Below are 24,125 nucleotides of genomic sequence, written 5' to 3' on the forward strand. Positions count from 1 at the left end.
AAGGATTCCGGGTCGAATGACTCAGGCGGAGATTGCCCCTCTCCGATTCCTGCCTATCAAGAGTCGTTCGGGGTGGAAAGGGGTATTTTAGGGTGAAACCGGGTATTCACGCCCCAAATTGGCGATTCTGAGGTAAATCGAGCGCCAAAACGGGCGCGCGGACGCCCGAAAGCGCTTCCGGCGACAGATCATGGATCGAAACGGATTGGCCATTATCCCTGTTCGGCAGCCAATTGATCCCCGGCGAAAGCCCGGCCCACGCGGGGCAGCGCTTCGCAATCTGGACCCCGGCTTTCGCCGGGGAACCGTATCGGGATTCAACGCCCTAACCGGCCGCCGGCCGTATCCACAGCGGGCGGAGCCAGCCTTGCGCGTCGTCCCGTCCGGCAAGCCGCGCCGCGATCCATTCGATCGTGTCGGCCTTGCGCAGATGCGCGGCCCAGCGCGGGACCGGCTGCCACAGCGGCGCGAACAGCAGGTCGGCGTCGCCGACCAGCCATGCCTGCCCCCGTCCGATCGGACAGGCGGCGACGCGCGCGTCCGCAAAGCTGCGGCATCCGGGCGGCAGACGCGCGAAGCGCCCGGCGCTGAACAGGCGCAGTCGCGCGCCGTCGACATCGACCGGCCGCGCCGCGCGGTCGCCCGGCGGCGCAGCATCCAGCGTCACGCCCCAATGATCGAGCAGCGGCGTGAGCAGGCTCGTGACCGGCGGATTGCGCGGGTCGCCGAGCGGATGCGCGGGCGGCCATCCCGACAGCGCGTCGGCGAGCACGACCGCCCGGCCCCCGCCGCGCACGAAGGCGTCGATCGCCACCAGCTCGCGCGGCGCGAGCGCGCGCGGGTGCGCGAGCAGCAGCGCGCCGCCCGGCGGCGGCGGATGGTCGACAAGGCTGTCGACGAGGCGGACCGGCAGCGCCGCCTCGATCGCACGGAGCGCCGGATCGTCCTGCGACCCGTCGGCGATCATCGCCGCGATGCCGCCGCCACCGGCCCAGCGCAACGGCAGCCCGGTCAGCATCGTCGCGGGCGCTGCGGCGCGGAAGGCCGGGCGATAGAGCAGCGCAAGCGCGGCGTGGCCGGCGGCAAACCAGCCGACAGCGAGCAGGAGCAGCGCGGCGACCCGAAGGGCGGCACGCCGGCGCCAGCGAACGATTGCGTCGCACAGCCACGCGGTGGCGGCGCCCGCGACGGCGACCAGCGCGACCCCTCCCCCATCGAGCGCGTGCGCCAGCAGAAGGGTGAGCAGACACTGGATCGCCGCAAGCGACAGCAGCGCGATCAGAAAGGCTCGCCATCGCGCGGGGGCCGCATCGTCACGGCGCCACCAAGCCAGCAGCGCCAGCGGCGGCACGAGCAGCGGCAGGGCAAGCGCGGGGTCGATCCGGCCGAGCATGGCCTGCCCGCCGGCGAACCAGGCGAGCGCCGCGGCAAGCGCCGCGACCGCGAGCGCCGGCCACAGCGACCCGCGGGCCGATGCCGTCACCGCTTCGACTGGCGGGCGCGGGCGAGTTCGGGATCGGGTTCGAGGTCGGGCACGGTCGCCACCGACGGCGGTGCCTGCGGCACCTTGATCGCGGCCCCCGCATTATCCTCCTTCGACACCGGCTGGACCCCCAGGTCCTCGAGCGGCGCACTGCCGCTGCCAGCCTCCGCGCCGGGCAGGCGGACCGCGGTGGCGGTCGCGACGTCCTTGGCCGCATTCTCGCGTGCCCGGTCGCCGATCACGCCCGCCAGCCCGACGAGCAGCAGCACGGTGACGACCCCCGCGATCCCGATCTGCAGCCGGCGCATCGTGTCATGGACCGGCACCGCGTCGGCGGGCGCCGACGCCTGTCCGCCAACGGTCGAGGACCGGATTTCGGGCCGGGTCACGCCGCCGCCTCCGCGAGCCCTTTGCTCGCGAGCCATTCGGGGTTGTAGAGCGTCGAGAGATAGCGAAAGCCGCTGTCGCACAGGATCGTCGCGATCCGCTTGCCGGGGCCCAGTTCGCGCGCCAGCGCCATCGCGCCCGCGACGTTGATCCCCGACGAAAGGCCGAGGCACAGCCCCTCTTCGGCGAGCAGGCGGCGCACCACCGCCAGCCCCTCCGCATCGGAAATGCGGAACTGCGTGTCGATCGGCGCGCCGTCGAGGTTGCCGGTGATGCGGTTCTGGCCGATCCCTTCGGCGACGCTCGACCCCTCGGGCTTCAGTTCGCCGCACTTGTAGTAATTATAGAGTCCGGCGCCGTGCGGATCGGTCAGCGCGATGGTGATCGCCGCGTCCTTGGCCTTCAGTCCCAACCCCGTTCCGGCGATCGTCCCGCCGGTCCCCGCGGCGCAGGTGAAGCCGTCGACGCGGCCGTCCATCTGCCGCCAGATCTCCTCCGCCGTGCCGAAGATATGCGCCTTGCGGTTGGCGATATTGTCGAACTGGTTGGCCCAGATCGCATTGTCGGTCTCTTCGGCGATGCGGCGCGAGGTGTGGACGAAATGGCCGGGATTGGCGAAGGGCGCGGGCGGCACGAGCACCAGTTCGGCGCCGAGCGCGCGGATCGTCGCCATCTTCTCGGCGCTCTGGTTGTCGGGCATGACGATGATCGTCTTGTAGCCGAGCGCGTTGCCGACGAGCGCGAGGCCGATGCCGGTGTTGCCCGCGGTTCCCTCGACGATCGTGCCGCCGGGCTTCAGGCTGCCGTTCGCCTCGGCGTCGCGGATGATATAGAGCGCCGCGCGGTCCTTCACCGATCCGCCGGGGTTCGCATATTCGCACTTGCCCCAGATTTCGCAGCCCGTTTCCTCGCTGGGCCCCTTCAGCAGCACCAGCGGGGTGTTGCCGATCAGGTCCAGGCTATTTTCAGCGATGGTCATGTCCCCGATCTAGGACGACGGCCCATGCGCCGCAAGACAGCTTCGCTTGGCCGGCCCATCGGCTGGCTTTGTCGACCAACGGGGCATCGGGTCCGACCAACGACAGTGCGCAGCCGTCCGAAGACTTGCCTTGGTGATATTATATCATTACTGCGACGACGCTATCGCTTCGAAACAGCAACGGGAATCCTCCATGCGTCTGTCATCCTCCGCCGCCGGCCTCACCCTCGCGCTCGTCCTTTCGGCTCCGGCCTTCGCGCAGGACCGCACCGCGAGAGGCGTTGGCGACGACCTGCACACCGACCAGCCGATCGTCGTGACCGCCCCCTATGTCCGCAGCCTCGACATCCTCGGCAACGTCTCGGTGCTCGAAGGCGACGAGCTGGCCCGCGACATCCGCGGGCAGATCGGCGACAGCCTGACCCGCCAGCCCGGGGTGTCGGCCACCAGCTTCTCCCCCGGCGCCTCGCGGCCGGTGCTGCGCGGCTTTTCGGGCGAGCGCGTGCGCGTGCTGACCGACGGCATCGGCTCGATCGACGTGTCGAACACCTCGGCCGACCATGCGGTGACGATCGACCCGCTGACCGTCGAGCGCATCGAGATATTGCGCGGCCCCGCGGTGCTGCTGTTCGGCAGCCAGGCGATCGGCGGTGCGGTCAACCTGTTCGACCGCCGCATCCCGCGCAAGGTTCCGGCGGACCATGTCCATATCGACGCGATCGGCGGCTATGCGACCGCGGCCGACGACCGCAACCTCGGCGGCTCAATCGACGTCGCGCTGAGCCCGCAGGTCGTCGCGCACTTCGACGGAAGCTGGCGCAAGACCGACGACATGCGCGTCGGCGGCTATGTCAACGCGCCCGGGCTGCGCGGCCAGCTGCTCCACCTCGCCGAGCATGCGGTCGAGGACGGCCACGCCGACGAGGCGGCGGAGCTGACCGCACAGGCGAACCGGCGCGGACGGATCGCCAACACCGCGAGCGAGACGTGGACGGCGGCGGGCGGCCTGTCGCTGATCAACGACGGCGGGCAGCTCGGCATCTCGGTCAGCTATTTCGACACCGGCTATGGCGTCCCCGAACGGCCCGATACCGCGCACGACCACGGGAACCACGACGACCACGATCATGACGACGACGATCACGGGCACGAACATGGCGAAGGCCCGGTGACGATCGGCATGAAGCAATGGCGCGCCGACCTGCGCGGCGAGGTCGAGCTGGGCGACGGCTTCTTCGACAAGCTGCGCCTGCGCGGCGGCTATGCCGATTACCAGCATACCGAATATGAAGGCGACGAGGTCGGCACGGTCTTTTACAACAAGGGGGTCGAGGGACGGCTCGAACTGGCGCAGAACGACCGCGGCGGATGGCGCGGAGCGAGCGGGGTGCAGTTCAGCCACCGCGATTTCGACGCGGTGGGCGCCGAAGCCTTCGTCCCGCGCAACCTGACCGACCAATATGCGCTGTTCACGCTTCAGGAATGGACGGCGGGGCCGCTCGGCCTCGAGGCCGCAGCGCGCTTCGAAAGCACCAGCGTCCGCGCGCCGGCGCTGGGCATCACGCGCGCCTTCGACACCTTCTCGGGCGCGCTCGGCGCCAATTACGACCTGACCGAGGCGGTGAAGCTGGGCGTGTCGGTGGCCCGCGCGGTGCGCGCGCCGTCGGCGGAAGAGCTGTTCTCGAACGGTCCGCACATCGCCACCCAGTCGTTCGAGCTCGGCGACGTCAACCTCAAGCGCGAGGCGAGCTGGGGCGCCGAAGCCTCGCTCAAGCTGCGCAGCGACCCGGTGAATTTCAGCCTTTCGGTCTATTCGAACTGGTTCGACGATTTCATCTATTCGGATGCGACCGGCGCCGAGGAGGATGGCCTTCCCGTTTTCCGCTATTTCCAGCGCGACGCGCGCGTCTGGGGTTTCGAGGCGGAGGCGAGCGCGCGACTGGCGCAGATCAGCGGCTTCGCCATCGTCGGCGACGTCACCGCCGACATGACGCGCGCGAAGATCAAGGGCGGCCCATATGTGCCGCGCATCCCGCCGCTGCGCATCCTGGGCGGGATCGAGGCGCAGGGCGACCGCGTCGATGCGCGCGCCGAGGTCGAATGGACCGACGACCAGACCCGCATCGCGGCCTTCGAGACGCCGACCAAGGGCTTCACGCTGGTCAACGCGTCGATCAGCTGGCGCCCGCTCCCCGAGGCGCGGCATCTGACGCTGTCGTTGGCGGCGAACAATATCTTCGACGTCGACGCGCGGCGCCACGCGAGCTTCACCAAGGATTTCGTGCCCCTCGCCGGCCGCGACATCCGCCTCACCGCACGGGCGAGTTTCTAGGGCTCGCTTCGATCCCATCGAAACGGAGCCCGGGAACGGAGCCTAGGAGGAAATATCCTCGATCGACCGGTCCTGCGTTTCCGGCCCGAACCACCAGACGAGCAGGGCCGCGGCGGAGAAGCACAGGGCGCAAGCGATGAAAGCGCCGGTATAGTCCCATTTCAGGATCAGGGCCGAGATGAGCAAGGGGCCCGAAACGGCCGCGATGCGCCCCACGGTCGAGGCGGTTCCCAGCCCGGTGGAGCGCGCGCGGGTCGGAAACAGTTCGGGCGTATAGGCGTAGATCGCCGTGGCGACCGAAACGAGGAAGAAGTGCATCGCCGCTCCGGCCGCGACGACGAGGACATATGTGGACGCCTGTCCATAGAGGAACGCGGCCACCGCGACGCACAACAGCGCGATGATGATGACGATCTTGCGCCCGAACCGCTCCATCGCCTGTCCCGTTATCCAGCCCGCCGGTATGCCCGCCATCGTGATGAGAACTCCTGTCCCGATGGATGCGGTAATGCTCATCCCGCGGTCGACGAGGAATTTTCCGACCCAGACGCTGATCCCATAATAGGCCAGCAGGAACAGGAACCAGAGCGACCAGGCAAACAAGGTTCGTTGCGCATAGCCGGGCGCGAACAGGGTGCGGAATCCGCCGTGTCCGGTTGTGGCACTCGCGACTTTTCCGTCCGATTTCGGCGATGGAAGCGGCTTTCCATATGCATCCGCAACGGCAGCTTCGAAGCGCCGCATGGCGTGCTCCGCCTCGTCGTGGCGGCCCGAAGCCTCGTACCAGCGCGGGGATTCCGGCAGGTTCCGGCGGATATACAGCGCGGCCAGCGCGACGACGAACATGACGACGAACATCGCCCGCCACCCCAGCGAAGTGCCGATGAGCGAAATCACGCCAAATGATGCCAGCGTGAAGAGAACGACCGAACTTTGCGACGCGACGTGCATCCATCCGCTGATGCTGGCGCGACGATTGGCGGGCATGATCTCGGCGACCAGCGCGAACACCGCGGGCAGTTCGGCGCCGAGCCCCAGACCCGTGACGAACCGGAAAAAGCTGAAGGACCAGATATCCCAGGAAAAGGCTGTCAGCAGGCTCGCCGTCCCCCAGATCAACATGCTGTGGATCAGGATTTTCCTGCGCCCGAAACGGTCGGACAGATATCCGGCGGCCGTGGCGCCGACGCCGACGCCTGCGAAAACCGACCCGCCGGCAATGCCCGCCTGCTGGACCGTCAGACCAAGATCGAGCGTGATAGCCGAGAGCAGGTAGGACAGCATGACGAGATCGACGGCGTCGGCGGCAAAGCATGTCGCGAGAATGACCGCGAGCCACCGTTGATAGCCGGTAAATGGCAGGCGCTCGAAACGCTCCGACAGCGAATATGCAGTCGGCCGGTCGGGCCGGGCAAGATGGCCGACGCCATGATGATCGGGGTTCTCATGCTTGTTTTTCATATGGCTGCCACTCCCATGTGGGCCGCGATCCTGAGGGCGTACCCGTTTGATTTGCTTGTTCGAGGCGTCGAATTGACGAAAATCCCGGGTTCATCCGGACACGGCGAGCCGCTTCGCTGCGCCGCAAGGCCGCGCGGACCGGGTTTGCAGCCGTTCGGTATCAGTGCGGGATTCGACCGGCTTCGCTCCCCTTTGGTTGAAGCATGAAAATTTTATAGATACGGTTTTATTTCTGTCAAGTTCGGTTTATCCGGACAGCATCGACAATCTGGACGGGGACGGCGCATGCCACGAATCGCCATCGGAGGCTTTGGTCACGAAACGAACAGCTTCGTTTCGCATCGCGCGGACTATGCGTATTTCGCGGACCATCGCGACCGTCCCCCGCTGGTCCGGGGCAGCGCCATCTTCGACTGGCTGCGCGATGGCGTGTTCCCCATCACCGCCTTCATCGAGGCCATGCGCGACGAGCATGTCCTGATACCGCTCGCATGGGCGCATGGCGGCGCGGGGGGACCGGTCACCGATGACGCGTTCGAACGCATCGCCGGCGAACTGGTCGGGCGCCTCTCCGAAGCCATGCCGATCGATGCCGTCTATCTCGACCTCCATGGCGCCATGGCATCCATTCCCTTCGAGGATGCCGAAGGGGAATTATTGCGGCGCGTTCGGACCGTCGTCGGCGACAGACCGATCGTCGTCAGCCTCGACTACCACGCCAATATCACGCCGGAGATGGTCGAGCATTGCGACGGCATGGTCGTGTTCCTGACCTATCCGCACGTCGATCGCCGGGAAACGGGGGAGCGCGCGGCAAAACTGCTTTCGAGCCTGCTGGGCAAGCCGCGTCCGGCGGGGCGCGCCGTCCGGCATATACCGTTTCTCATTCCAACGACCTCGCAATGCACGCTGGTCGAACCCTCGCGCAGTATTGTCGCGGAATCGCGATTGCTCGACGGCGATGTGCTGAGCCTTTGCTATGCCGCCGGATTTCCGCCTTCGGACCTGTTCTGGTGCGGCCCGACCGTGGTGGCCTATGCTGACAGCCAGACCGAAGCCGATCGCGTTGCCGACGCCCTGACGGAACTGATCGTGTCGCGCGAGGCGGATTTCGATGCGACATTGCTGACGCCCGCCGAAGGCGTGGCGCGTGCGATCGCGATATCCCGGACGGCCTCCCGACCCGTTGTACTGGCCGACGTGCAGGACAATCCGGGAGGCGGAGGCAGCGCCGACACGACGGGAATTCTTCGTGCGCTGCTAGAGGCCGGGGCGAGCAACGCGGTGGTCGGAATCCTCTGTGACGCCGACGCCGCAGCGGCGGCGCATGCGGCCGGAGAGGGATGCGAGATCGAAACAGGGCTTGGCGGGTGTGTCACGGTAGACGACGTGGAACCGGTTTACGCCCGCTACAAGGTGAAAACCTTGGGCACCGGCCGGTTTCGCACCAGTGGTGCCGTGGCTGGCGGGCTCGATGTCGATCTGGGACCGATGGCCCTGCTGACGGTCGGCGGTACGGAGATCGTAGTCTCGTCGAAGCGGATGCAGGCGATGGACCTCGAACCGTTTCGCCATCTGGGGGTCGAGCCGGCCGAACGGGATATCGTCGTGGTGAAGAGCGCGGTCCATTTCCGGGCGGAGTTCGGCCCGATCGCCGAACAGGTGCTCCTCATCAAGGCACCGGGCGCCTTTGCCGACGATCCTGAAGATTATCCCTACGAACGCCTGCGCAAGACGGTGCGCCTGCGTCCGTGCGGGTGACGTCGAACGCTATCAGTGCCTGCGGCCAAGCTGATGAAAGGCGATGCGGCCTGGCTGGTCAGTATCCCGCCGCGCGATAGGGGCCGTGGCCCTTGCGATAGACCAGAAACTTGCGCTCGAAGCGGCAGACCTCGTCGCCGTGCTGGTTGTGGGCGCGGGTCCGGACATGCAGGATTCCCTGGTCCGGGCGCGATGCCGATTCGCGCTTGCCCAGAATTTCGGATTCCAGAAGGATCGTATCCCCGGCATAGACCGGCTGGAGTACGACATCGGTCAGGCTCAGATTGGCGACGACCTTGCCGAAGGTCTTGGTCGTCATCGCCATCATGCTCAGCAGGTAGGTTTCGGCGACCTGCATTTTTTCCCCGCGCACCGCGCGGGCATAGTTGCGATCGACGAGGTGCGGGGTAAGGTCCAGCGATTGCAGCGCATGCTTGTGGCAATCGCCCTCTTCGAATGTCCGGCCCGGCCGATGTTCGAAAACCTGGCCGACATCGAAATCCTCGAAGTCAACGCCGTAGCATTCAATATATGTATCCTCGGCCTGTCGGCGCAGGAAATTGAATGATTCCTTCATCCTGTCCAACTTTCTAATAGTTGTTTTCCGAAAACGGGAGAGATTCCTTCCTGTATATCAGGCTATCATATTGCATTTCACAGAAGACAATGTCCTTCTGATTGATCCCATATGTCATGATGGTGACTTTTCCGCATTGGGCATCGTCACATTGCGAAGTGTCCATGATCCGACTTTCGCTGTACAAGGTATCACCGGCGAAGATCGGCGCTTTCATCGTGATATGGTCCCAGCGGATGATCGCCTTGCGCCTGTTGAAAGTTTTCCACGTCATCCCGATCAACCGCTGGATCATGGCCGTCGTGACCATCAGCGGCGAAGAAAACTCGGTTTGCGCGGCATATCGCGCGTCATAATGCAGCATGGCCTGGTTCAACGTATCCATGCAGTCGTCGATATTGTCCTGCTGGGTAATCGTATAACCCGGACGATGCCGAAAATGCTGGCCTGCCCGGAAGTCTTCGAAATCAAGGCCGAAGCGTTCCCGGTACCGATCTTTTCCGACAGGAACATAGGCCGGGAACATCATGTCCCCCGTCTCGCTTTCTCTCGTCATCAGATCACCCCCGACAGTTCGAGGTCGCGTATGGCGTTCTCGTCAAAGCCGATGTCGCGAAGAAGGCTGCTGGTATGCTCTCCCAGCGCCGGCGACATTTTCAGGTCGAGGCGGTCGGCCCCGAAATTCATCGGGCTGTCCAGGACCTTGAAATCCCTCCCCCCGTCTCGAGCTATGGTCCGTATCCGGCCGGTTTCGGTGACGAAGGGATTCTCCATCGCCTGCCTTACGTCGTAAACGGGTGCGACCGGGACCTTTCCATCAAAAACGGATATCCATTCGAATGTCGTTTTCCGGCTGAAGACGTCGTCCAGAACAGCAGTCAGCTCGTCCCGAACGTCATATCGTTTCGAGAATGTCTCGTAACGCGGATCGTCCGCAAGATCGCCTCGCCCGATCTTCTCGCACAATATCCTCCAGAATTTCTCCTTGTTGCACATGACATAGATCCATCCGTCCTTCGTCCTGTACAATTGGCAGGGCGTCAGCGAGGCATGGGCCGACCGCGGCAATCGCTGTTGATTGTGGCCGGAATTCAATTGCCAATGCGCGATGTAGTTGAGGTTGTAGAGCGCCACGTCGAACAGGTTGATGTCGACGTCGCGGCCCCTTCCCGTCTGCCTGGCTTCCAGCAGGGCGGCCACCGTGGCGCAGGCGAGTGCCAGTCCCGACATGAAATCGACGATCGAGAGCCCGAACCGCGTCGGCGGCGTATCCGGCTCTCCCGTCAGCGAGAAGAAGCCGGCCTCGGCCTGCATCATATAGTCGTATCCGGGCCAGCCCGCCCGCTCGCCGGTGCGGCCGTAGGCGCTGATATGCCCGCAGACCAGCTTGGGATTGAAAGCCTTCAGATGATCGTAGGTAAGGCCGAGTTTCTCCGGAACGTCGCCGCGCAGATTGCCGACGATCGCGTCCGCATTCTCGACCAGGCGGTGCAGAATCTGCCTGCCGCGATCCTGCGTCAGGTCGATGGTCATGCTCTTCTTGTTGTGATTGAGACCCTGATAGAAAATGCTTGCCGAGCATTCCGGCATGTCGTCCAGAAAGAAGGGGCCGACCGAGCGCGAAATATCTCCGCCATCGCGCGGATTCTCGATCTTGATGACTTCCGCGCCCATGTCGACGAGATACTGGGTGCCGATCGGCCCGGCGCCATATTGCTCTACGGCCAGAATGCGGACGCCGTTTAACGGAAGCATGATGAGATTCTCCAGGAATGAGCGTGAGATACCGGGGGCCTCATGGGGCGGGCAGACGGGACGATGGCGCCCGCGTCATGAACCGGGAGGACGACGAGCGACGCTTTCATGAGCAGACGCGGCGATCATCCGCTTCCCGTTGCAACAAGGCCGAATGGAACCACGCATAAACCCTCGCCAAAGCATCCTGACACACCGCGCGCAGAGGCGATCTTCTTTGGCTTGTGATGGGTAAGCCTTTGAAAATCACCGGGGTTGGGCCCTTTACCATGCCGACCCCTTATCATGTTTTCAATTAAATCCGGTTCTATTAATTGTCAAGCACCAAGAGCAGCGTCCATAGGCCGCCGCATAGGCGCTCAACTTCGGGTAAATCCTGTGATATGGGGCGGTCGCAACGGGGCGGAAGCGCCCCTCAAAACCTTGGAAAATCATGGCTCAGAAACCGAACCAGCGAATTGCACAGAAGGGCGTGCCACTTTACCAGCAGATCGCATCATGGCTGCGCGAAGATATCGACAGCGAGCTGTATCCGGTCGGGTCGCTCCTGCCGCCGGTTCCCGAACTCGCGAAAGCGTTCGGCGTCGGCAAGCATACCGTCGGCAAGGCATTGGAGCAGTTGAAGAACGGAGGCGTGATATCGATCCGCCGCCGTGGCGGCACGCGAGTGGAAGCGACCCTGGCGACGACCAGTCCCTATGTCGTCCAGGCGTTCGATTCCATCACGCAATACTCCAACATGGCAAAGCTGAAGATCACCGACAAGAATCTGATCGTGGCGCGAAAGGATGTGGCGGAGATGCTGCAGTGTCCATCCGCGCAGGAGTGGCTGCATATCGAAGGATATCGGTCGAGCAACACGTCGGAAGAAGTCGTCGGCTATACCCAGGTTTTCATCAACCGCGCCTTTCCCAAGATTTACGAGCGCGTTAATAAAAACACGCTCATCATCTTCAAAATGTTTCAGGAAATATACGACGAGAGCATCGTCGAAGTTCGTCAGGAGATGCGCGCCATCGTCATTCGCGATAAGGCGGCGAAGGTTCTGAAGGTTCCCGAAGGCACGATCGGCATGCGCTACATAACGCGCTTCTACAGCGCAAAGGGCGAGCAGCTGGAAGTGACGGTCAACATCCACCCGCTGGATAAGCTGAACTTCGCGCAGCATATCGTCTATCCGCGCCCCATCAACGACGCTTCCGGATCACCCGACGCCGGGTGATGCGCGCGCCAACAAGCGTCGGGCCCATGCGATGACCGGGCGGTCGACCATGTGGCCATCGACGCTGACGGCCGCCCCGCCCTGACCTTCCGCGGCAAGGACGATTTTCCTCGCGCGTTCGACATCGCGGTCGTCGGGGCGGAAGGCTTCGTGAACGGCAGCGACCTGAGATGGGTGGATGACGACCCTGCCGTCGAACCCCATCCCCGGGAGCCGGCGGCTTTCCTCGGCGAGGCCGTCCATGTCCGCGATGGCGAGCCACGCGCCATCGAGTGCGAGGATGCCTGCGCGCGCGGCGGCCTGAACGATCCGGCCGCGGGCATAATGCAGGGCGTCCCAGTGCATTCCGCTGCCCGTTTCGGCGGAATAGTCGGCCGATCCGAAGCAGATCGCAGCAACATGCGGCGCCATGGCGATTTCGGATGCGTTTTCCAGGCCTTCCGCCGTCTCGACAATCGCGATGATCGGACAGTGCAGGTCGATCTCGTCCATCACTGCGGCGAGTGCGCGGATGTCGCCGGAACAGCATGCCTTGGGCAACAGGATGGCATCGGGCCGGATGGCGCAGGTTTCGAGGTGGAGCAGGTCCTTCAGTCCATCGAGGGTCGAAAGGCTGTTGATCCGCAAGGCGCGACGGACCTCCGGCTTGGCGGCGATGGTGAAAAACCCTGCGACTGCGTCGCGCGCCGCCGCCTTGTTCACGCATGCGACGGCGTCTTCCAGATCCACGCAAACGATGTCGGCACCGCTGCCGAGGGCTTTTGCATAGCGATCCGGGCGATCGGCGGGCACGAACAGCGTCGTTCGCGCGACCGGAAGGGTCGGGCTTTCCACGGACCGATTCCCTTCGTTCACTTCATATAGTCGAGCGGCGGATTGCGATCCCCGACAAGCGAGACATATCGATATCCGGCCCCACGGCGTTCGACGAACTCGGCCTTCACTTCGGCCACAAGTTCGGGGGACAGCATCAGGTCGACCATCGTCAGCGCCATAGCCTTGGCGGCGACATGCATGCCCTTCAACCCAATCGACATGTTGCTGGCGGCCGTGGCCTGCCACGAATGACCCGACGTGCCGGGCACATAAGTCGCGGTCCTGATCCAGTTGGTCGGCACCGTCCACGAGACATCGCCGACATCCGACGATCCCGTCCAGATGTCGGTGGGATTCAACTCGACGGGCTGGATCTCCCGCGCCCGATCGATCTTCGGTATAGGCTGCTGGAAACTCTGGATCAGCGTTTGGGCAAAAGCCATTTCCTGCGCATCATAGATCACACCGCCCACCCGTTTCAGATTGTCATGAGAAATCTGCGACAGCCTGGTGTTGGGCAGATAGCCGTAATGACCCGTCAGCACTTCGTGGTCTACGGTCGTGCCGGTGCCGAGGGCGGCGCCCTCCGACGCCTTGACGATGCGATCCCAAAGCCTTTGGGCTTCCTGCGCGTCGGGGTCGCGCACGAAATAATAGACCTCTGCGAAATCGGGCACGATATTCGGGGCCGGGTTCGTCCCGGTTATCGCATAGTGGATGCGCGACTTTTCACCGATATGTTCGCGCATCATATTGGCCATCACATTCATCACCTCGACCCCATCGAGCGCCGACCGCCCCTTGTCCGGCGCGGCAGAGGCGTGCGTGGCGTAACCGTGGAAGCGGAATTTGCCGGTGATCATCGCGAGGTTCGATTTGGTGACGGCGGCATTGTAGCTGTCGGGATGCCAGTTCATCATCACATCCACGTCGTCCAGCAGACCATCGCGAACCAGATATGTCTTGCCGCCGCCGCCCTCTTCGGCAGGCGTCCCGTAAACGCGGATCGTACCCCGCCCCTTGTGCGCCGCCAGCCAGTTCCGAACGGCGACAGCGGCCAGGACCGAGCCGGCCCCCAGTAGATTGTGTCCACAACCATGGCCGGCGTCGTGCCCGTCCATTGCCTGTTTGACGGGAACACCCGCCTGGGACAGTCCGGGCAAGGCATCGAATTCGGCGAGAATGCCGATGACGGGCTTACCTTCACCATATGAAGCCACAAAGGCCGTCGGCATCCCCGCGATCGGCGTGGTGACCTTGAAGCCGGCCTTCGCCAAGCGCTCCTGAAGAAGCGCGGAGCTTTTGTGCTCCTGATATCCAAGCTCTGCCCAGCGCCCGATCTGCAAAGCGTTCGCGTCGTCGACGGATTGCATATTCTCGATGTCGGCTAACAGAGCACCGTGCCAATCGGAGCGCTCCTGAGCGGCGGTGGGCGCATGACCGCCCAACAAGGCGATCGCTATGAAGCCTGCTTGCCATCCCCGCCATTGCATCATTCGCTCCCCCAAAAACTTCGGCTTCTGCAATTTGATATTATATCCGGAAATATTAGTCAATTACGATTGCCAAGCACCGAACCACCCCATCGGCGTATCGGGAAAGAGGTTAGCGCGATACCGCATCAAAGCAGCCATATCCGGCGAATTATTCGTACAATCGAACATGCACCCGCTTCTACCATATGGAATAAATCCGGTATTAATTGTTGACGGAGAAAGCGGCTGTCACTATCCACGGCGTGGAAGAGGCCGTGGAATGGCCTCCAAAAGGGAGGAAGCGATGCGGTTGAATTATAAGGTGGGACTGTCGGCCCTGGCCCTGCAGGCGACTCTGTTGGCCGCATCCGGCGCGCAGGCGGCGGAGCAGGAAGCCGCGAGGGATGGCGGGATCGACGATATCGTCGTCACCGCGCAGAAGCGCAGCGAAAACCTGCAGAGCGTCCCGATTTCCATCTATGCGCTGAGCGGCGATTCCATCGCCAAGGCCGGCCTGAACGACGTCTATGACCTGGCGTCCTATGCCCCCAGTTTCAAAAGCGACAATGTGGGTCCGGCGGATCCGACGTTCACGATGCGCGGCATCGGGTCGAACGAGCGCGGGGCGGGGAGCGACCGGTCGGTGGTCGTGTTCCTCGACGACATCTATATCGGCCGCAGCTCAGGCACCGTTTTCGAACTGTACGATATCGAGCGCATCGAAATGCTGCGCGGACCGCAAGGCACGCTGAGCGGCCGCAACGTCGTCGGCGGCGCGATCAACATCGTCACCAAGAAACCGACCGAGCGATTCTCGGCAGCGGCCGAGGTGACCCTCGGCAACTATGATCTGCGACAGGCGAAAGCCCGCGTGAACGGAAAGCTTGCCGAAGGCGTCGCTGCCAGCCTCTCCTTCACGACACGCTCGCGCGACGGATTCTACACCTATGCTCCGACCGGCAAGGATACCGACGGGATAAATTCCACCAACCTGCGCTCCAAGATCGCGATCACGGCCAGCGACAATCTGGAAATCCTGCTGTCGGGCGATGTCTCACGCTTTCGTCAGGACGGCGTTTCGGCGAAACCGTTCGGAGTCGGGAACTACACCAGGAATACACTCGGCTACACACCGCTTCCCGATCCGTGGACAATCGAAACGTCGCGCCGGGGCTATGCGGAGGTTGATCTGTGGGGCCTGTCGGCACGCGCCGATTTGACGACGGACGTGGGCATTCTGACGTCGATCACCGGCTATCGCCACGTGCTGTCGGACAGCGCGCAGGATTCGATCGGTCTGCCGGCGGGCTATTTCCTTTCCTATCTGTCGGCGCGGGAAAAATCGGATTTCTTCTCGCAGGAACTCCGCATGGCCTCGCTTCCCGACAGCGGGCCCCTGACGTGGGTCGTGGGCCTCTATTTCCTCAGGGACGATGTCCACCGGCTCGAAGGCTATGATCGCGATTTCAAGGGGCAGACATCGCGGCCGCTATGGAATCAGGATGCAAGGACCACGAGCATTTCCGGCTTTGCGCAAGGCACGTACAAGCTCACCGACCGGTTGAACCTGACGGCGGGCGTTCGCTACACGCACGACGACAAGCGGCTGCACAATATCCTGACCGACGAGTCGGGCGGGACCGCGACCAACGGCCTCACGCCCGGAATTTCGGCGTTCGACGTTTCGGTGCAGAAGAACTTCAATGCCTTTACGCCGAAGGTCACGATCGATTTCTCGCCAAGCGAGGACGCCCTGATCTACGCAACCGTGTCGAAGGGGTTCAAGTCGGGGGGCTTCCAAGGGCTGGCCCCCACCGCGGCCGCGGCCACGCGCGCTTTTTTTCCGGAAATCGCCTGGAACTATGAAATCGGCACCAAGACGCGATGGTTCGACAACCGCCTGCAGATCAATCTTGCGGGCTTCTATATGGACTATCAGGATCTCCAGGTCAGCAATCGCATCCTGACCATTCCCGGCGACCAGTCTTCGGCGCTTCGTATCCTGACCAATGCTTCGGACGCCGTCGTCAAGGGCATCGAACTCGAGGTGCTGGCCAAGCCGGTCCCTGGGCTGACGCTGTCAGGGAATTACGCGTATCTCGATACGGAGGTGAAGAAATTCATCATCGGAACCGACGGGACGGACCTGTCCGGAAACCGGCTCGGCAAGGCGCCGAAGAACGCATTCACGATCTCCGGTTCCTATGTCAAAAGCGTCGGCGAGAATTCGGAAATCTCCTTCAACGCCGACTATGTTTATCAAAGCTCGATGTTCTTCTTCATCGAGAACACCCCGACCGCGGAAGAGCCAGCCTACGGCATCTTGAACGGGCGCATCACCTATACGCTCAACAACTGGTCCTTTACGCTGTTCGGCCGCAATATCACCGACAAGCTCTACAGGACGAAGACCGTTCCCGTCGGGGACGGGGCATTCTCGGGCTTCGGGGATCCGGCCACCTATGGCGTAACCGTCGGCTATAAATTCTAGGGCCGCGATTCATCGACTGAAGGACCGAACGACGAGGGCGACGAGAGCGATCGCCAACATGCCGTGACATGCCGCCCCTGCAAAGGCAGGGGCGGCAAATGCATCAGGACAGCATCGCCATGCCGCCGTTGACGTGGATCGTCTGGCCGGTGACGTAGCCGGCCTCGCGCGACGCGAGGTAGACGACTGCAGCGGCGATGTCGCTTCCTTCCCCCATCCGGCCCGCCGGGATGCGCTGGTTGAGCGCTTCCTTCTGCGCATCGGGCAGGCCGTCGGTCATCGCGGTGGCGATGAAGCCCGGCGCGACGCAGTTCACGGTGACGCCGCGGCTCGCCAGTTCCTGCGCCAGCGCCTTGGTCATGCCGGTGACGCCCGCCTTCGACGCGGCATAATTGGCCTGCCCCGGATTGCCGGTCGCGCCGACGACGCTGGTGATCGAGACGATGCGGCCGAAACGCGCCTTCATCATCGGCTTGGCGGCGGCGCGGCACAGGCGGAAATTCGCCTCGAGGTTGATGCGGATGACGTCCGACCATTCCTCGTCCTTCATGCGCAGGATCAGATTGTCGCGCGTGACGCCGGCATTGTTGACGAGAATATCGAGCGTCCCGCCCAGCGCCTCGACCGCCGAAGGCACGAGCGCGTCCACCGCGGCGGCATCGCCGAGATTGCACGGCAAGGCGACCGCATCGCCGCCAAGGCTGTCGCGGAAGCCATTCAGCTTGTCGGCATTGGAACCCGAAACCGCAAGCCGCGCGCCCTGCGCGGCAAGCGCCTGCGCGATCGCGGAGCCGATGCCCCCCGAAGCGCCGGTAACGAGAGCGGTCATGCCGGTGAGATTGAACATCGTGTCATTCCTTATGTTTGAGTCCGGTCGTCGGACATTGGTCCATGGTAATTTTCGCGCAGAGGCGCAGAGTGCGCAGAGTCCTTATGGTCATTGACGAGGCGGCGGATACCTTCCTTCAAGGTAGGCTGACCGAAATTGATCAGCAGTCCCACAGGCAGATGGAGCAGCTTCAAATAAGTGAGAACCTGCTTTGAATGGACGGGATGCGCGCCATCGGTCGACTTGACCTCGACCACTAATCGCTCATCAATCAGCAGATCGACACGCGCGACTTCGGTAAACTCCATGCCATCGAAAATGATGTTGATCGGCCATTGCCGATCAACCTTATATCCCATCGCGCCAAGACGCCCGACCAGAAGCTTCTCATAGACGCTTTCCAGAAAACCCGGCCCGATTTCGCGATGCAGACGCATCGCGACGCCGATCACATCATGCGAAATCTGATCGATGGACACCATGTCTCTGCGATCTCTGCGCCTCTGCGCGAATCTTTCAAAGAGCTTTGAGCAAAGCCTCGATATCGTCCATCGACATCACGCTCACCGTCTCGACCTCGCCGCCGGCGCTTCGCTTGACCATCGGCGACAGCACTTTGCCGCCGATTTCGACGAAGCGGTCGACGCCGATGTCCTCCATCGCGCGGACGCTCTCGCGCCAGCGGACGCGGCCCGTCACCTGGCTGACGAGAAGGTCGCGGATCGTGTCGGCATCGCTGACCGGCGCCGCGGTGACGTTGGCGACCACCGGGACCAGCGGCGCGGCGGGCGGATTCGCGCCGAGCGCCTCGGCCATCGCATCGGCCGCGGGCTGCATCAGCGGGCAGTGAAAGGGAGCCGAGACGGGCAGCAGCACGCCGCGTTTGATGCCCCAGGATTGTCCGGCTTCCTTGACCAGCGCGACCGCGCGCTCGACCGCACCCTTATGGCCCGAGATCACGACCTGCGACGGGTCGTTGTCGTTGGCGACGGTGCAGACCTCGCCCTCGGCCGCCGCGTCGGCGAGCTTCTGCGCGGTGTCGATGTCGGCGCCGAGCAGCGCCGCCATCGCGCCGACGCCGACCGGTACCGCCGCCTGCATCGCCTGCCCGCGCGTCTTCAGCAGCCGCGCCGCGGTCGCGAGGTCGAACGCTCCCGCCGCGCACAGCGCCGTATATTCGCCGAGACTGTGGCCCGCAACATAGTCCGCGATCGCCGTCAGCGTCACGCCGCCTTCCTTTTCAAGCACGCGCAGCGTCGCGATCGCGTTCGCCATGATCGCCGGCTGCGCGTTTTCGGTCAGCGTCAGCTCGTCTTCCGGTCCCTCGCTCATCAGCTGGAACAGATGCTGGCCGAGCGCCTCGTCCACCTCCTGAAACACCTCGCGCGCGTGGCTCGATGCATCGGCGAGCGCCCTGCCCATGCCGACCGACTGGCTGCCCTGACCCGGAAAGATGAATGCGCGCATCTGGCGTCCCCTTGGTGTGATGTGTCGCACCCGCGCCTATTGCCTCACCCGGCGCGATGCAAGCCGAAGGGAACGACCTTGTTCGCCGCGTCGTGCCCGATGTCGGCGCGGCCGAGCCAGGCGATGCCGGTGCGCGCACACCAGTCCCGCGCGATCGCCTCCGCCTCCATCCCGAACGGCCGGTCGTTCACGGGCACGTCGCTGACGCGGCCGAGGCGCAGCCCGGCCAGCTCGCGCGGCGCCAGGCAACTTGCGACATGGAAGAAGGCGCGGTCGAAGGCATAGAGATATTCGCTCACCTCCTCGACGAGCAGCACATGACCGCCGAGATCGGGTTCAAGCGGGGTTCCGAGCAGCATCGACAGCGTCATCAGGTTGAAGGCGGCATGGCGCGCACCGTGGGCGAGGCCCGGCTCGCATGCGGCGGGATCGCGCGCGACCAGCCAGTCGAGCGCACGCGCCACCGCCGCCTCGCCGTCCGCGCGGCGGACATCGGCGACCATCGGGCCGTGCGCGACATGGTCGAACCCCTCGCGATAGAGGCAGGCGAGCAGATTGCCCTGATCCGAATAGCCGAGGAACGCCTTGTGCCGCGCGCCCTCCCCCATCGCGGCGACGGCGTCCCCGGCGATCCGGCATGCGCCATAGCCGCCACGCGCGAACCAGATCGCGTCGATGTCGGGCCGGTTCGCCATCGCGACCAGCGCCTCGCGCCGCACCGCGTCGGCGCCCGCGAAATGACCATGGCTGACGAAGCATTGCGGGTCGAAGACCAGCTCGACCTCGGGATAGCCGAGCGCCGCGATCGCGCGCACCGCCTCTGCATCGTCGGGCAATATGGGGGTCGAGGGGGCGACGATTCCGATGCGCATGACTAGAAGCACCTCCCAAATCCGTTCGCATCGAGCGAAGTCGAGATGCCCCTCGGCTCTGCGCTGTCCCGATGGGTGTCTCGACTTCGCTCGACACGAACGGATTTCGCGCTGAGTGCCGGTTGCAAAGCCTTCGCCAAGGCCATAACGCGCGGGCATGGCCGAAAACAAATCCTATTTCTTCTGCGGCATCGGCGGATCGGGGATGCTGCCGCTGGCGATGATCGTCGCGGCGCGCGGAGCCGCGGTTTCGGGGTCGGACCGCAGCCGCGACCAGGGGCGCACGCCCGACAAGTTCGAGTGGATCGCCGGCCGCGGCGTCGCGCTGTTTCCGCAGGACGGCAGCGGCGTCGCGGCGGGCCAGACGCTCGTCGCCTCCGCCGCGATAGAGGACGGCGTGCCCGACGTCGCGGCCGCGCGCGCGCTCGGCCTGCCGCGGCTGACGCGCGCCGACCTCAACGCCGCGCTGTTCAACGCCGCCGACACGGCGGTCGGCGTCGGCGGGACGAGCGGCAAATCGACCGTCACCGGGATGATCGGCTGGATCCTGGAGCGCGCGGGGCGCCGCCCGACCGTGATGAATGGCGCGGTGATGCGCAATTTCGCCGGCGCCGACACCCCCTTCGCCAGCGCGCTGGTCGGCGATCCGGCGACCTATGTCAGCGAGGTCGACGAAAGCGACGGGTCGATCGCGCTCTATCGCCCCGACGTCGCGGTCGTCACCAACATCAGCCTCGACCACAAGAGCCTCGACGAACTGCACCGGCTGTTCGGTGATTTCGCCGCGAAGGCGCGCGTCGCGGTGATCAACGCCGACGACGCCGAATCGGCGCCGCTGCTCGCCGGCGGCAACGTCCTGCGCTTCGGCTTTTCCGACGCGGCGGCGGTGCGCGGCAGCGATTTCGAGCCGCTGCCCGACGGATGCCGCTTCACCGTGCATTTCGCGGGCGACAGTCACGCCGCCCGCCTGCGGATGCCGGGACGCCACAATGCCGCCAACGCCCTCGCTGCGATCGCGGCGGCGCGCGCGCTCAATATCCCGGTGGCGCAGTCAGTCGCGGCGTTGGCCGATTTCGTGGGCCTCGCGCGCCGCTACGAGGTGCTGGGCCAGGCGGGCGGCGTCACCGTCATCGACGATTTCGCGCACAATCCGGACAAGGTGGCCGCGACGCTGGCGGCGGTCGCCGAATTGCCGGGCCGCGCGCTGCTCTTCTTCCAGCCGCACGGCTATGGTCCGCTCCGCCAGATGGGCCAGGAGCTGGCGGCGAGCTTTGCGGGCGGGATGCGCGACGGCGACCGGCTGTTCGTCTGCGATCCGGTCTATTTCGGCGGCACCGTCGACCGCAGCATCGGCAGCGAGGCGCTGGTCGCCGACATCGTCGCCGGCGGCAGCGACGCGGTCCACCTGACGACGCGCGCGGCGTGCGGCGCGGCGATGCTCGACGCGGCGAAGCCCGGCGACCGCATCCTGATCCTCGGCGCGCGCGACGACACGCTGACCGAATTCGGGTACGAAATACTTGCGAAGTTGACCTGACCTCCGCGCAAATGGGCAAGGGACAAAGGCCGACCTCGGCTTGAATTTTGGCGCTGCAGCCTTTATGTCAACCTTGTATACCGGGCGGCAAAGCAGCAGATGTGGCTATGACGGGTGCATGGATCGCGATAATCATCGGCGTCATTACGGCATTGGTCCTTGCATTTTCCTCTCGCTCGCAAGAACCCGACGCCTGATCCATAAGACGCTCCGCATGCCCGCCACGACTGGCGCGTGCCCCCGGAACGCATGATCCCTGCAAGAAGCGGGGCGGGGGGACATTCGAACCGATGCGCTACCGGACAATGCGATCCCTTGCTTATCCCGCCGAAATCTGTATAGGCGCCCGCATTCGGGGCGAGGCCTTGTGCCTGTCGCCCCGTTTGCTTTGCACGAACAGGCAAAGCCGGACGACAGCCGGAGGGGTTTCGCGATCGGCGCGAAATCAGCGATCGGCCAAATGAAGGAAGCGCAACCATGCCGTTCTACGAGCATGTATTCATCGCGCGTCAGGACCTGAGCCAGGCTCAGGTCGACGCGCTGGCGGAAAATGTCGCCACGATCGTCACCGACCACAAGGGCACGATCCACAAGACCGAAACCTGGGGCCTGAAGCAGCTCGCCTACAAGATCGCGAAGAACCGCAAGGGTCACTACGCGATGGTGTCGGTCGAAGCGCCGGGCGAAGCCGTCGCCGAGATCGAGCGCCAGGCGGCGATCAACGAAGATATCATCCGCTGGATGACGATTCGCGTCGACGAGCTCGAAAAGGGTCCGTCGGTGATGATGCGCAAGCAGGAACGCCGCGGCGGCCGTGGCCGTGACCGCGACGGCGAAGAATAAGGAGAAGCATCATGGCACGACCCTTTTTCCGTCGCCGCAAGACCTGCCCCTTCAGCCAGAAGGACGCACCGGTCATCGATTACAAGGACGTCCGCCTGCTCCAGGGTTACCTGTCGGAGCGCGGCAAGATCGTCCCGTCGCGGATCACCGCGGTGTCCACCAAGAAGCAGCGTGAGTTGGCCCGCGCGATCAAGCGCGCCCGCCACATCGGCCTGCTTCCCTACATCGTGAAGTAAGGAGGGCGGACCGATGGAAATCATCCTGCTCGAACGTATCGAGAAACTGGGCGGTATCGGCGACGTCGTCACCGTCAAGAACGGCTTTGCGCGCAACTATCTGCTGCCCAACCACAAGGCGCTGCGCGCGAACGACGCCAACCGCAAGCTGTTCGAAGCGAACCGCTCGAAGATCGAGGCCGACAACGCCGAACGCCGCAGCGCCGCCGAAGGCCGCGCCAAGGATGTCGACGGCAAGCAGGTCGTGCTGATCCGCCAGGCGTCGAACACCGGCCAGCTCTACGGCTCGGTGTCGGTGCGCGACATCGTCGACGCGCTGGTCGAGGACGGCGTGACCAACATCACCAAGGCGATGGTCGAGCTCGAACGCCCGATCAAGTCGCTCGGCCTGTTCGACGTCAAGGTCCGGCTGCACCCCGAGGTGAGCGTTACCGTCGGCGTCAACGTCGCCCGCTCGCCCGACGAGGCCGAAATGCAGAGCCAGGGCATCGACGTGATCGCGGCCATGTTCGAGGAAGAACATGCCGAAGCGGTCGCCGCGGCGCTGGAACCCGACAGCGAGGACGAGTTCGAGGACGCGACCCCGCCGTCGGAAGCGGTTGCGGAAGACGCACCTGCGGCCGACGAGGGCGAAGAGGCGTAAGCCTTTCTTCCTCTCGCAAGAGGCAAAAAGGCTCCGAAACCGCATGGTTTCGGAGCCTTTTTGTCATCGTCTCGCCAGGGCTTCCATATCGCCGCCCTATCCCCTGCCGTCGCCCCGACGAAAGCTGGGGCGAGGTTTCGATCAATACCCCATCAGGCTCAGCACTTCCTTGCGGCTGCGTTCGTCGTCGAGGAAGCAGCCGAGCAGGCGGCTTGTCACCATGCCCACGCCCGGCGTGCGCACGCCGCGGCCGGTCATGCAGCCGTGCTGCGCATCGATGACCACCGCGACGCCGTGCGGCTGGAGATGGTCCCAGATGCACCGCGCGACCTCGGCCGTCAGCCGCTCCTGCACCTGGAGCCGGCGGGCATAGCCGTTCAGGACCCGCGCCAGTTTCGAGATGCCGACGACGCGATCCTTCGGCAGATAGGCGATCGACGCCTTGCCGGTGATCGGCGCCATATGATGCTCGCAGTGCGACTGAAACGGAATGTCGCGCAGCAGCACGATCTCGTCATAGCCGCCGACCTCTTCGAAAGTGCGCGACAGGTGGAGGCCCGGGTCCTCGGCATAGCCCTGGCAATATTCCTTCCACGCGCGCGCGACGCGCTTCGGCGTGTCGAGCAAACCCTCGCGCGACGGGTCGTCGCCCGCCCATTCGATCAGCGTGCGGATCGCGTCCTGCACGGGACCGGGCACGAGAATCTTGCCGTCCGGCCCCAGTTCCACCTCGGTCATCGCCCCTCTTTCACTGTTGCTATCATGTCGCACATGTCGCCCCCCAAATGGCTTTGCGCAAGCCCATGGCGCGAAGAAATTCCCACCCCGGGACAAGTTTACGTTGGGGAATCGTGGCTTTTCGGAAGGAGCCGAGGAGCGCGCTTTCCCGCGATTTTTTCTCCGGCACAAGTGGCTTGACGCTTTCGTCAACTAAGCGCACCTTTGGACCATTACAGAGT

22 protein-coding genes are annotated in these 24,125 nt (G+C 64.3%); 8 read left to right on the top strand and 14 right to left on the bottom strand.

What is annotated here, in order from left to right:
• Positions 1-325: 325 nt before the first annotated feature.
• Genes SGR02S_RS03155 through SGR02S_RS03165 form a run of 3 tightly spaced genes read right to left on the bottom strand, consistent with a single transcriptional unit; the run spans position 326 to position 2,849 of the window.
• Positions 326-1,483 (bottom strand): Gldg family protein, encoded by a 1,158-nt coding sequence (locus tag SGR02S_RS03155; protein ID WP_255211375.1) that lies wholly within the window; start codon positions 1,481-1,483, stop codon positions 326-328.
• On the bottom strand, positions 1,480-1,872 hold the full coding sequence (locus SGR02S_RS03160) for a hypothetical protein (RefSeq protein WP_067105583.1): 393 nt from the start codon (positions 1,870-1,872) through the stop codon (positions 1,480-1,482). Before SGR02S_RS03160 ends, SGR02S_RS03155 begins: the two co-directional genes overlap by 4 nt.
• Positions 1,869-2,849 (bottom strand): cysteine synthase A, encoded by a 981-nt coding sequence (locus tag SGR02S_RS03165; protein WP_067105585.1) that lies wholly within the window; start codon positions 2,847-2,849, stop codon positions 1,869-1,871. Before SGR02S_RS03165 ends, SGR02S_RS03160 begins: the two co-directional genes overlap by 4 nt.
• Before the next feature lie 193 nt (positions 2,850-3,042).
• Between SGR02S_RS03165 and SGR02S_RS03170 the strand changes: the two genes are divergently transcribed.
• Entirely contained in the window at positions 3,043-5,181 is a 2,139-nt protein-coding gene (locus tag SGR02S_RS03170; protein WP_067105587.1) for a TonB-dependent receptor, read from the top strand.
• Positions 5,182-5,223: 42 nt separating this feature from the next.
• Here SGR02S_RS03170 and SGR02S_RS03175 read toward each other — a convergent pair whose 3' ends face one another.
• Complete coding sequence (locus tag SGR02S_RS03175; RefSeq protein WP_067105589.1) at positions 5,224-6,642, bottom strand: MFS transporter; 1,419 nt, start codon at positions 6,640-6,642, stop codon at positions 5,224-5,226.
• A gap of 285 nt (positions 6,643-6,927) precedes the next feature.
• Here SGR02S_RS03175 and SGR02S_RS03180 point away from each other — a divergent pair, with 285 nt between their 5' ends.
• Positions 6,928-8,403: a M81 family metallopeptidase gene (locus SGR02S_RS03180; RefSeq protein WP_067105591.1), complete on the top strand. Its 1,476-nt coding sequence runs from the start codon at positions 6,928-6,930 to the stop codon at positions 8,401-8,403.
• Positions 8,404-8,461: 58 nt separating this feature from the next.
• On the opposite strand, the gene SGR02S_RS03185 is transcribed toward SGR02S_RS03180, so the two are convergent.
• Genes SGR02S_RS03185 through SGR02S_RS03195 form a run of 3 tightly spaced genes read right to left on the bottom strand, consistent with a single transcriptional unit; the run spans position 8,462 to position 10,735 of the window.
• A complete protein-coding gene (locus SGR02S_RS03185) occupies positions 8,462-8,980 on the bottom strand; it encodes a MaoC family dehydratase (protein WP_067105593.1) in 519 nt (172 codons plus the stop codon).
• A gap of 13 nt (positions 8,981-8,993) precedes the next feature.
• Entirely contained in the window at positions 8,994-9,536 is a 543-nt protein-coding gene (locus SGR02S_RS03190; protein WP_067105595.1) for a hotdog family protein, read from the bottom strand.
• Positions 9,536-10,735, bottom strand: coding sequence for a CaiB/BaiF CoA transferase family protein (locus SGR02S_RS03195; RefSeq protein WP_067105597.1), 1,200 nt, complete (start codon positions 10,733-10,735; stop codon positions 9,536-9,538). The genes SGR02S_RS03190 and SGR02S_RS03195 overlap by 1 nt, the downstream gene beginning before the upstream one ends.
• Before the next feature lie 433 nt (positions 10,736-11,168).
• Here SGR02S_RS03195 and SGR02S_RS03200 point away from each other — a divergent pair, with 433 nt between their 5' ends.
• Entirely contained in the window at positions 11,169-11,957 is a 789-nt protein-coding gene (locus SGR02S_RS03200) for a GntR family transcriptional regulator (RefSeq protein WP_067105599.1), read from the top strand.
• Here the strand turns inward: SGR02S_RS03200 and SGR02S_RS03205 are convergent.
• Together SGR02S_RS03205 and SGR02S_RS03210 are read right to left on the bottom strand one after the other, a co-directional pair.
• Entirely contained in the window at positions 11,940-12,812 is an 873-nt protein-coding gene (locus SGR02S_RS03205; RefSeq protein ID WP_337180328.1) for an HpcH/HpaI aldolase/citrate lyase family protein, read from the bottom strand. The genes SGR02S_RS03200 and SGR02S_RS03205 overlap by 18 nt on opposite strands.
• The gene (locus SGR02S_RS03210; RefSeq protein WP_067105696.1) at positions 12,809-14,266 is read right to left on the bottom strand and encodes an amidohydrolase; all 1,458 of its coding nucleotides are present in this window, start codon (positions 14,264-14,266) and stop codon (positions 12,809-12,811) included. Before SGR02S_RS03210 ends, SGR02S_RS03205 begins: the two co-directional genes overlap by 4 nt.
• Between SGR02S_RS03210 and SGR02S_RS03215 the strand changes: the two genes are divergently transcribed.
• The gene (locus SGR02S_RS03215; protein ID WP_082796925.1) at positions 14,235-16,739 is read left to right on the top strand and encodes a TonB-dependent receptor; all 2,505 of its coding nucleotides are present in this window, start codon (positions 14,235-14,237) and stop codon (positions 16,737-16,739) included. The two genes, SGR02S_RS03210 and SGR02S_RS03215, sit on opposite strands and share 32 nt — an antisense overlap.
• A 103-nt stretch (positions 16,740-16,842) precedes the next feature.
• Here SGR02S_RS03215 and fabG read toward each other — a convergent pair whose 3' ends face one another.
• Genes fabG through SGR02S_RS03235 form a run of 4 tightly spaced genes read right to left on the bottom strand, consistent with a single transcriptional unit; the run spans position 16,843 to position 19,907 of the window.
• Positions 16,843-17,586 carry a 3-oxoacyl-[acyl-carrier-protein] reductase gene (gene fabG, locus SGR02S_RS03220; RefSeq protein ID WP_067105605.1) on the bottom strand — a complete coding sequence of 248 codons (744 nt, stop codon included), beginning with the start codon at positions 17,584-17,586 and terminating at the stop codon, positions 16,843-16,845.
• 11 nt (positions 17,587-17,597) lie between these two features.
• Positions 17,598-18,050, bottom strand: a complete 453-nt coding sequence (locus SGR02S_RS03225; protein ID WP_067105607.1) for a GxxExxY protein — start codon at positions 18,048-18,050, stop codon at positions 17,598-17,600.
• A 34-nt stretch (positions 18,051-18,084) separates the two neighbouring features.
• Entirely contained in the window at positions 18,085-19,035 is a 951-nt protein-coding gene (fabD, locus tag SGR02S_RS03230; protein WP_067105609.1) for an ACP S-malonyltransferase, read from the bottom strand.
• Positions 19,036-19,079: 44 nt separating this feature from the next.
• Entirely contained in the window at positions 19,080-19,907 is an 828-nt protein-coding gene (locus SGR02S_RS03235) for an LD-carboxypeptidase (RefSeq protein ID WP_067105611.1), read from the bottom strand.
• A 157-nt stretch (positions 19,908-20,064) separates the two neighbouring features.
• On the opposite strand from SGR02S_RS03235, the gene SGR02S_RS03240 reads away from it, so the two are divergent.
• The 4 genes from SGR02S_RS03240 (at position 20,065) to rplI (ending at position 23,166) form a co-directional block, all read left to right on the top strand.
• The gene (locus SGR02S_RS03240; RefSeq protein ID WP_067105613.1) at positions 20,065-21,444 is read left to right on the top strand and encodes a Mur ligase family protein; all 1,380 of its coding nucleotides are present in this window, start codon (positions 20,065-20,067) and stop codon (positions 21,442-21,444) included.
• A 477-nt stretch (positions 21,445-21,921) separates the two neighbouring features.
• Entirely contained in the window at positions 21,922-22,287 is a 366-nt protein-coding gene (gene rpsF / locus SGR02S_RS03245) for a 30S ribosomal protein S6 (protein WP_067105615.1), read from the top strand.
• A gap of 11 nt (positions 22,288-22,298) precedes the next feature.
• Positions 22,299-22,523, top strand: coding sequence for a 30S ribosomal protein S18 (gene rpsR, locus SGR02S_RS03250; protein ID WP_033073748.1), 225 nt, complete (start codon positions 22,299-22,301; stop codon positions 22,521-22,523).
• A 13-nt stretch (positions 22,524-22,536) separates the two neighbouring features.
• Positions 22,537-23,166, top strand: a complete 630-nt coding sequence (rplI, locus tag SGR02S_RS03255) for a 50S ribosomal protein L9 (protein WP_067105617.1) — start codon at positions 22,537-22,539, stop codon at positions 23,164-23,166.
• A gap of 141 nt (positions 23,167-23,307) precedes the next feature.
• Here the strand turns inward: rplI and folE are convergent, their stop codons facing one another.
• Positions 23,308-23,904, bottom strand: coding sequence for a GTP cyclohydrolase I FolE (gene folE, locus SGR02S_RS03260; protein ID WP_067105618.1), 597 nt, complete (start codon positions 23,902-23,904; stop codon positions 23,308-23,310).
• Between the last annotated feature and the right edge of the window lie 221 nt (positions 23,905-24,125).

Origin of the sequence: Sphingopyxis granuli NBRC 100800, from assembly GCF_001591045.1 — a bacterium.
GTDB classification, from domain to species: Bacteria; Pseudomonadota; Alphaproteobacteria; order Sphingomonadales; family Sphingomonadaceae; genus Sphingopyxis; species Sphingopyxis granuli.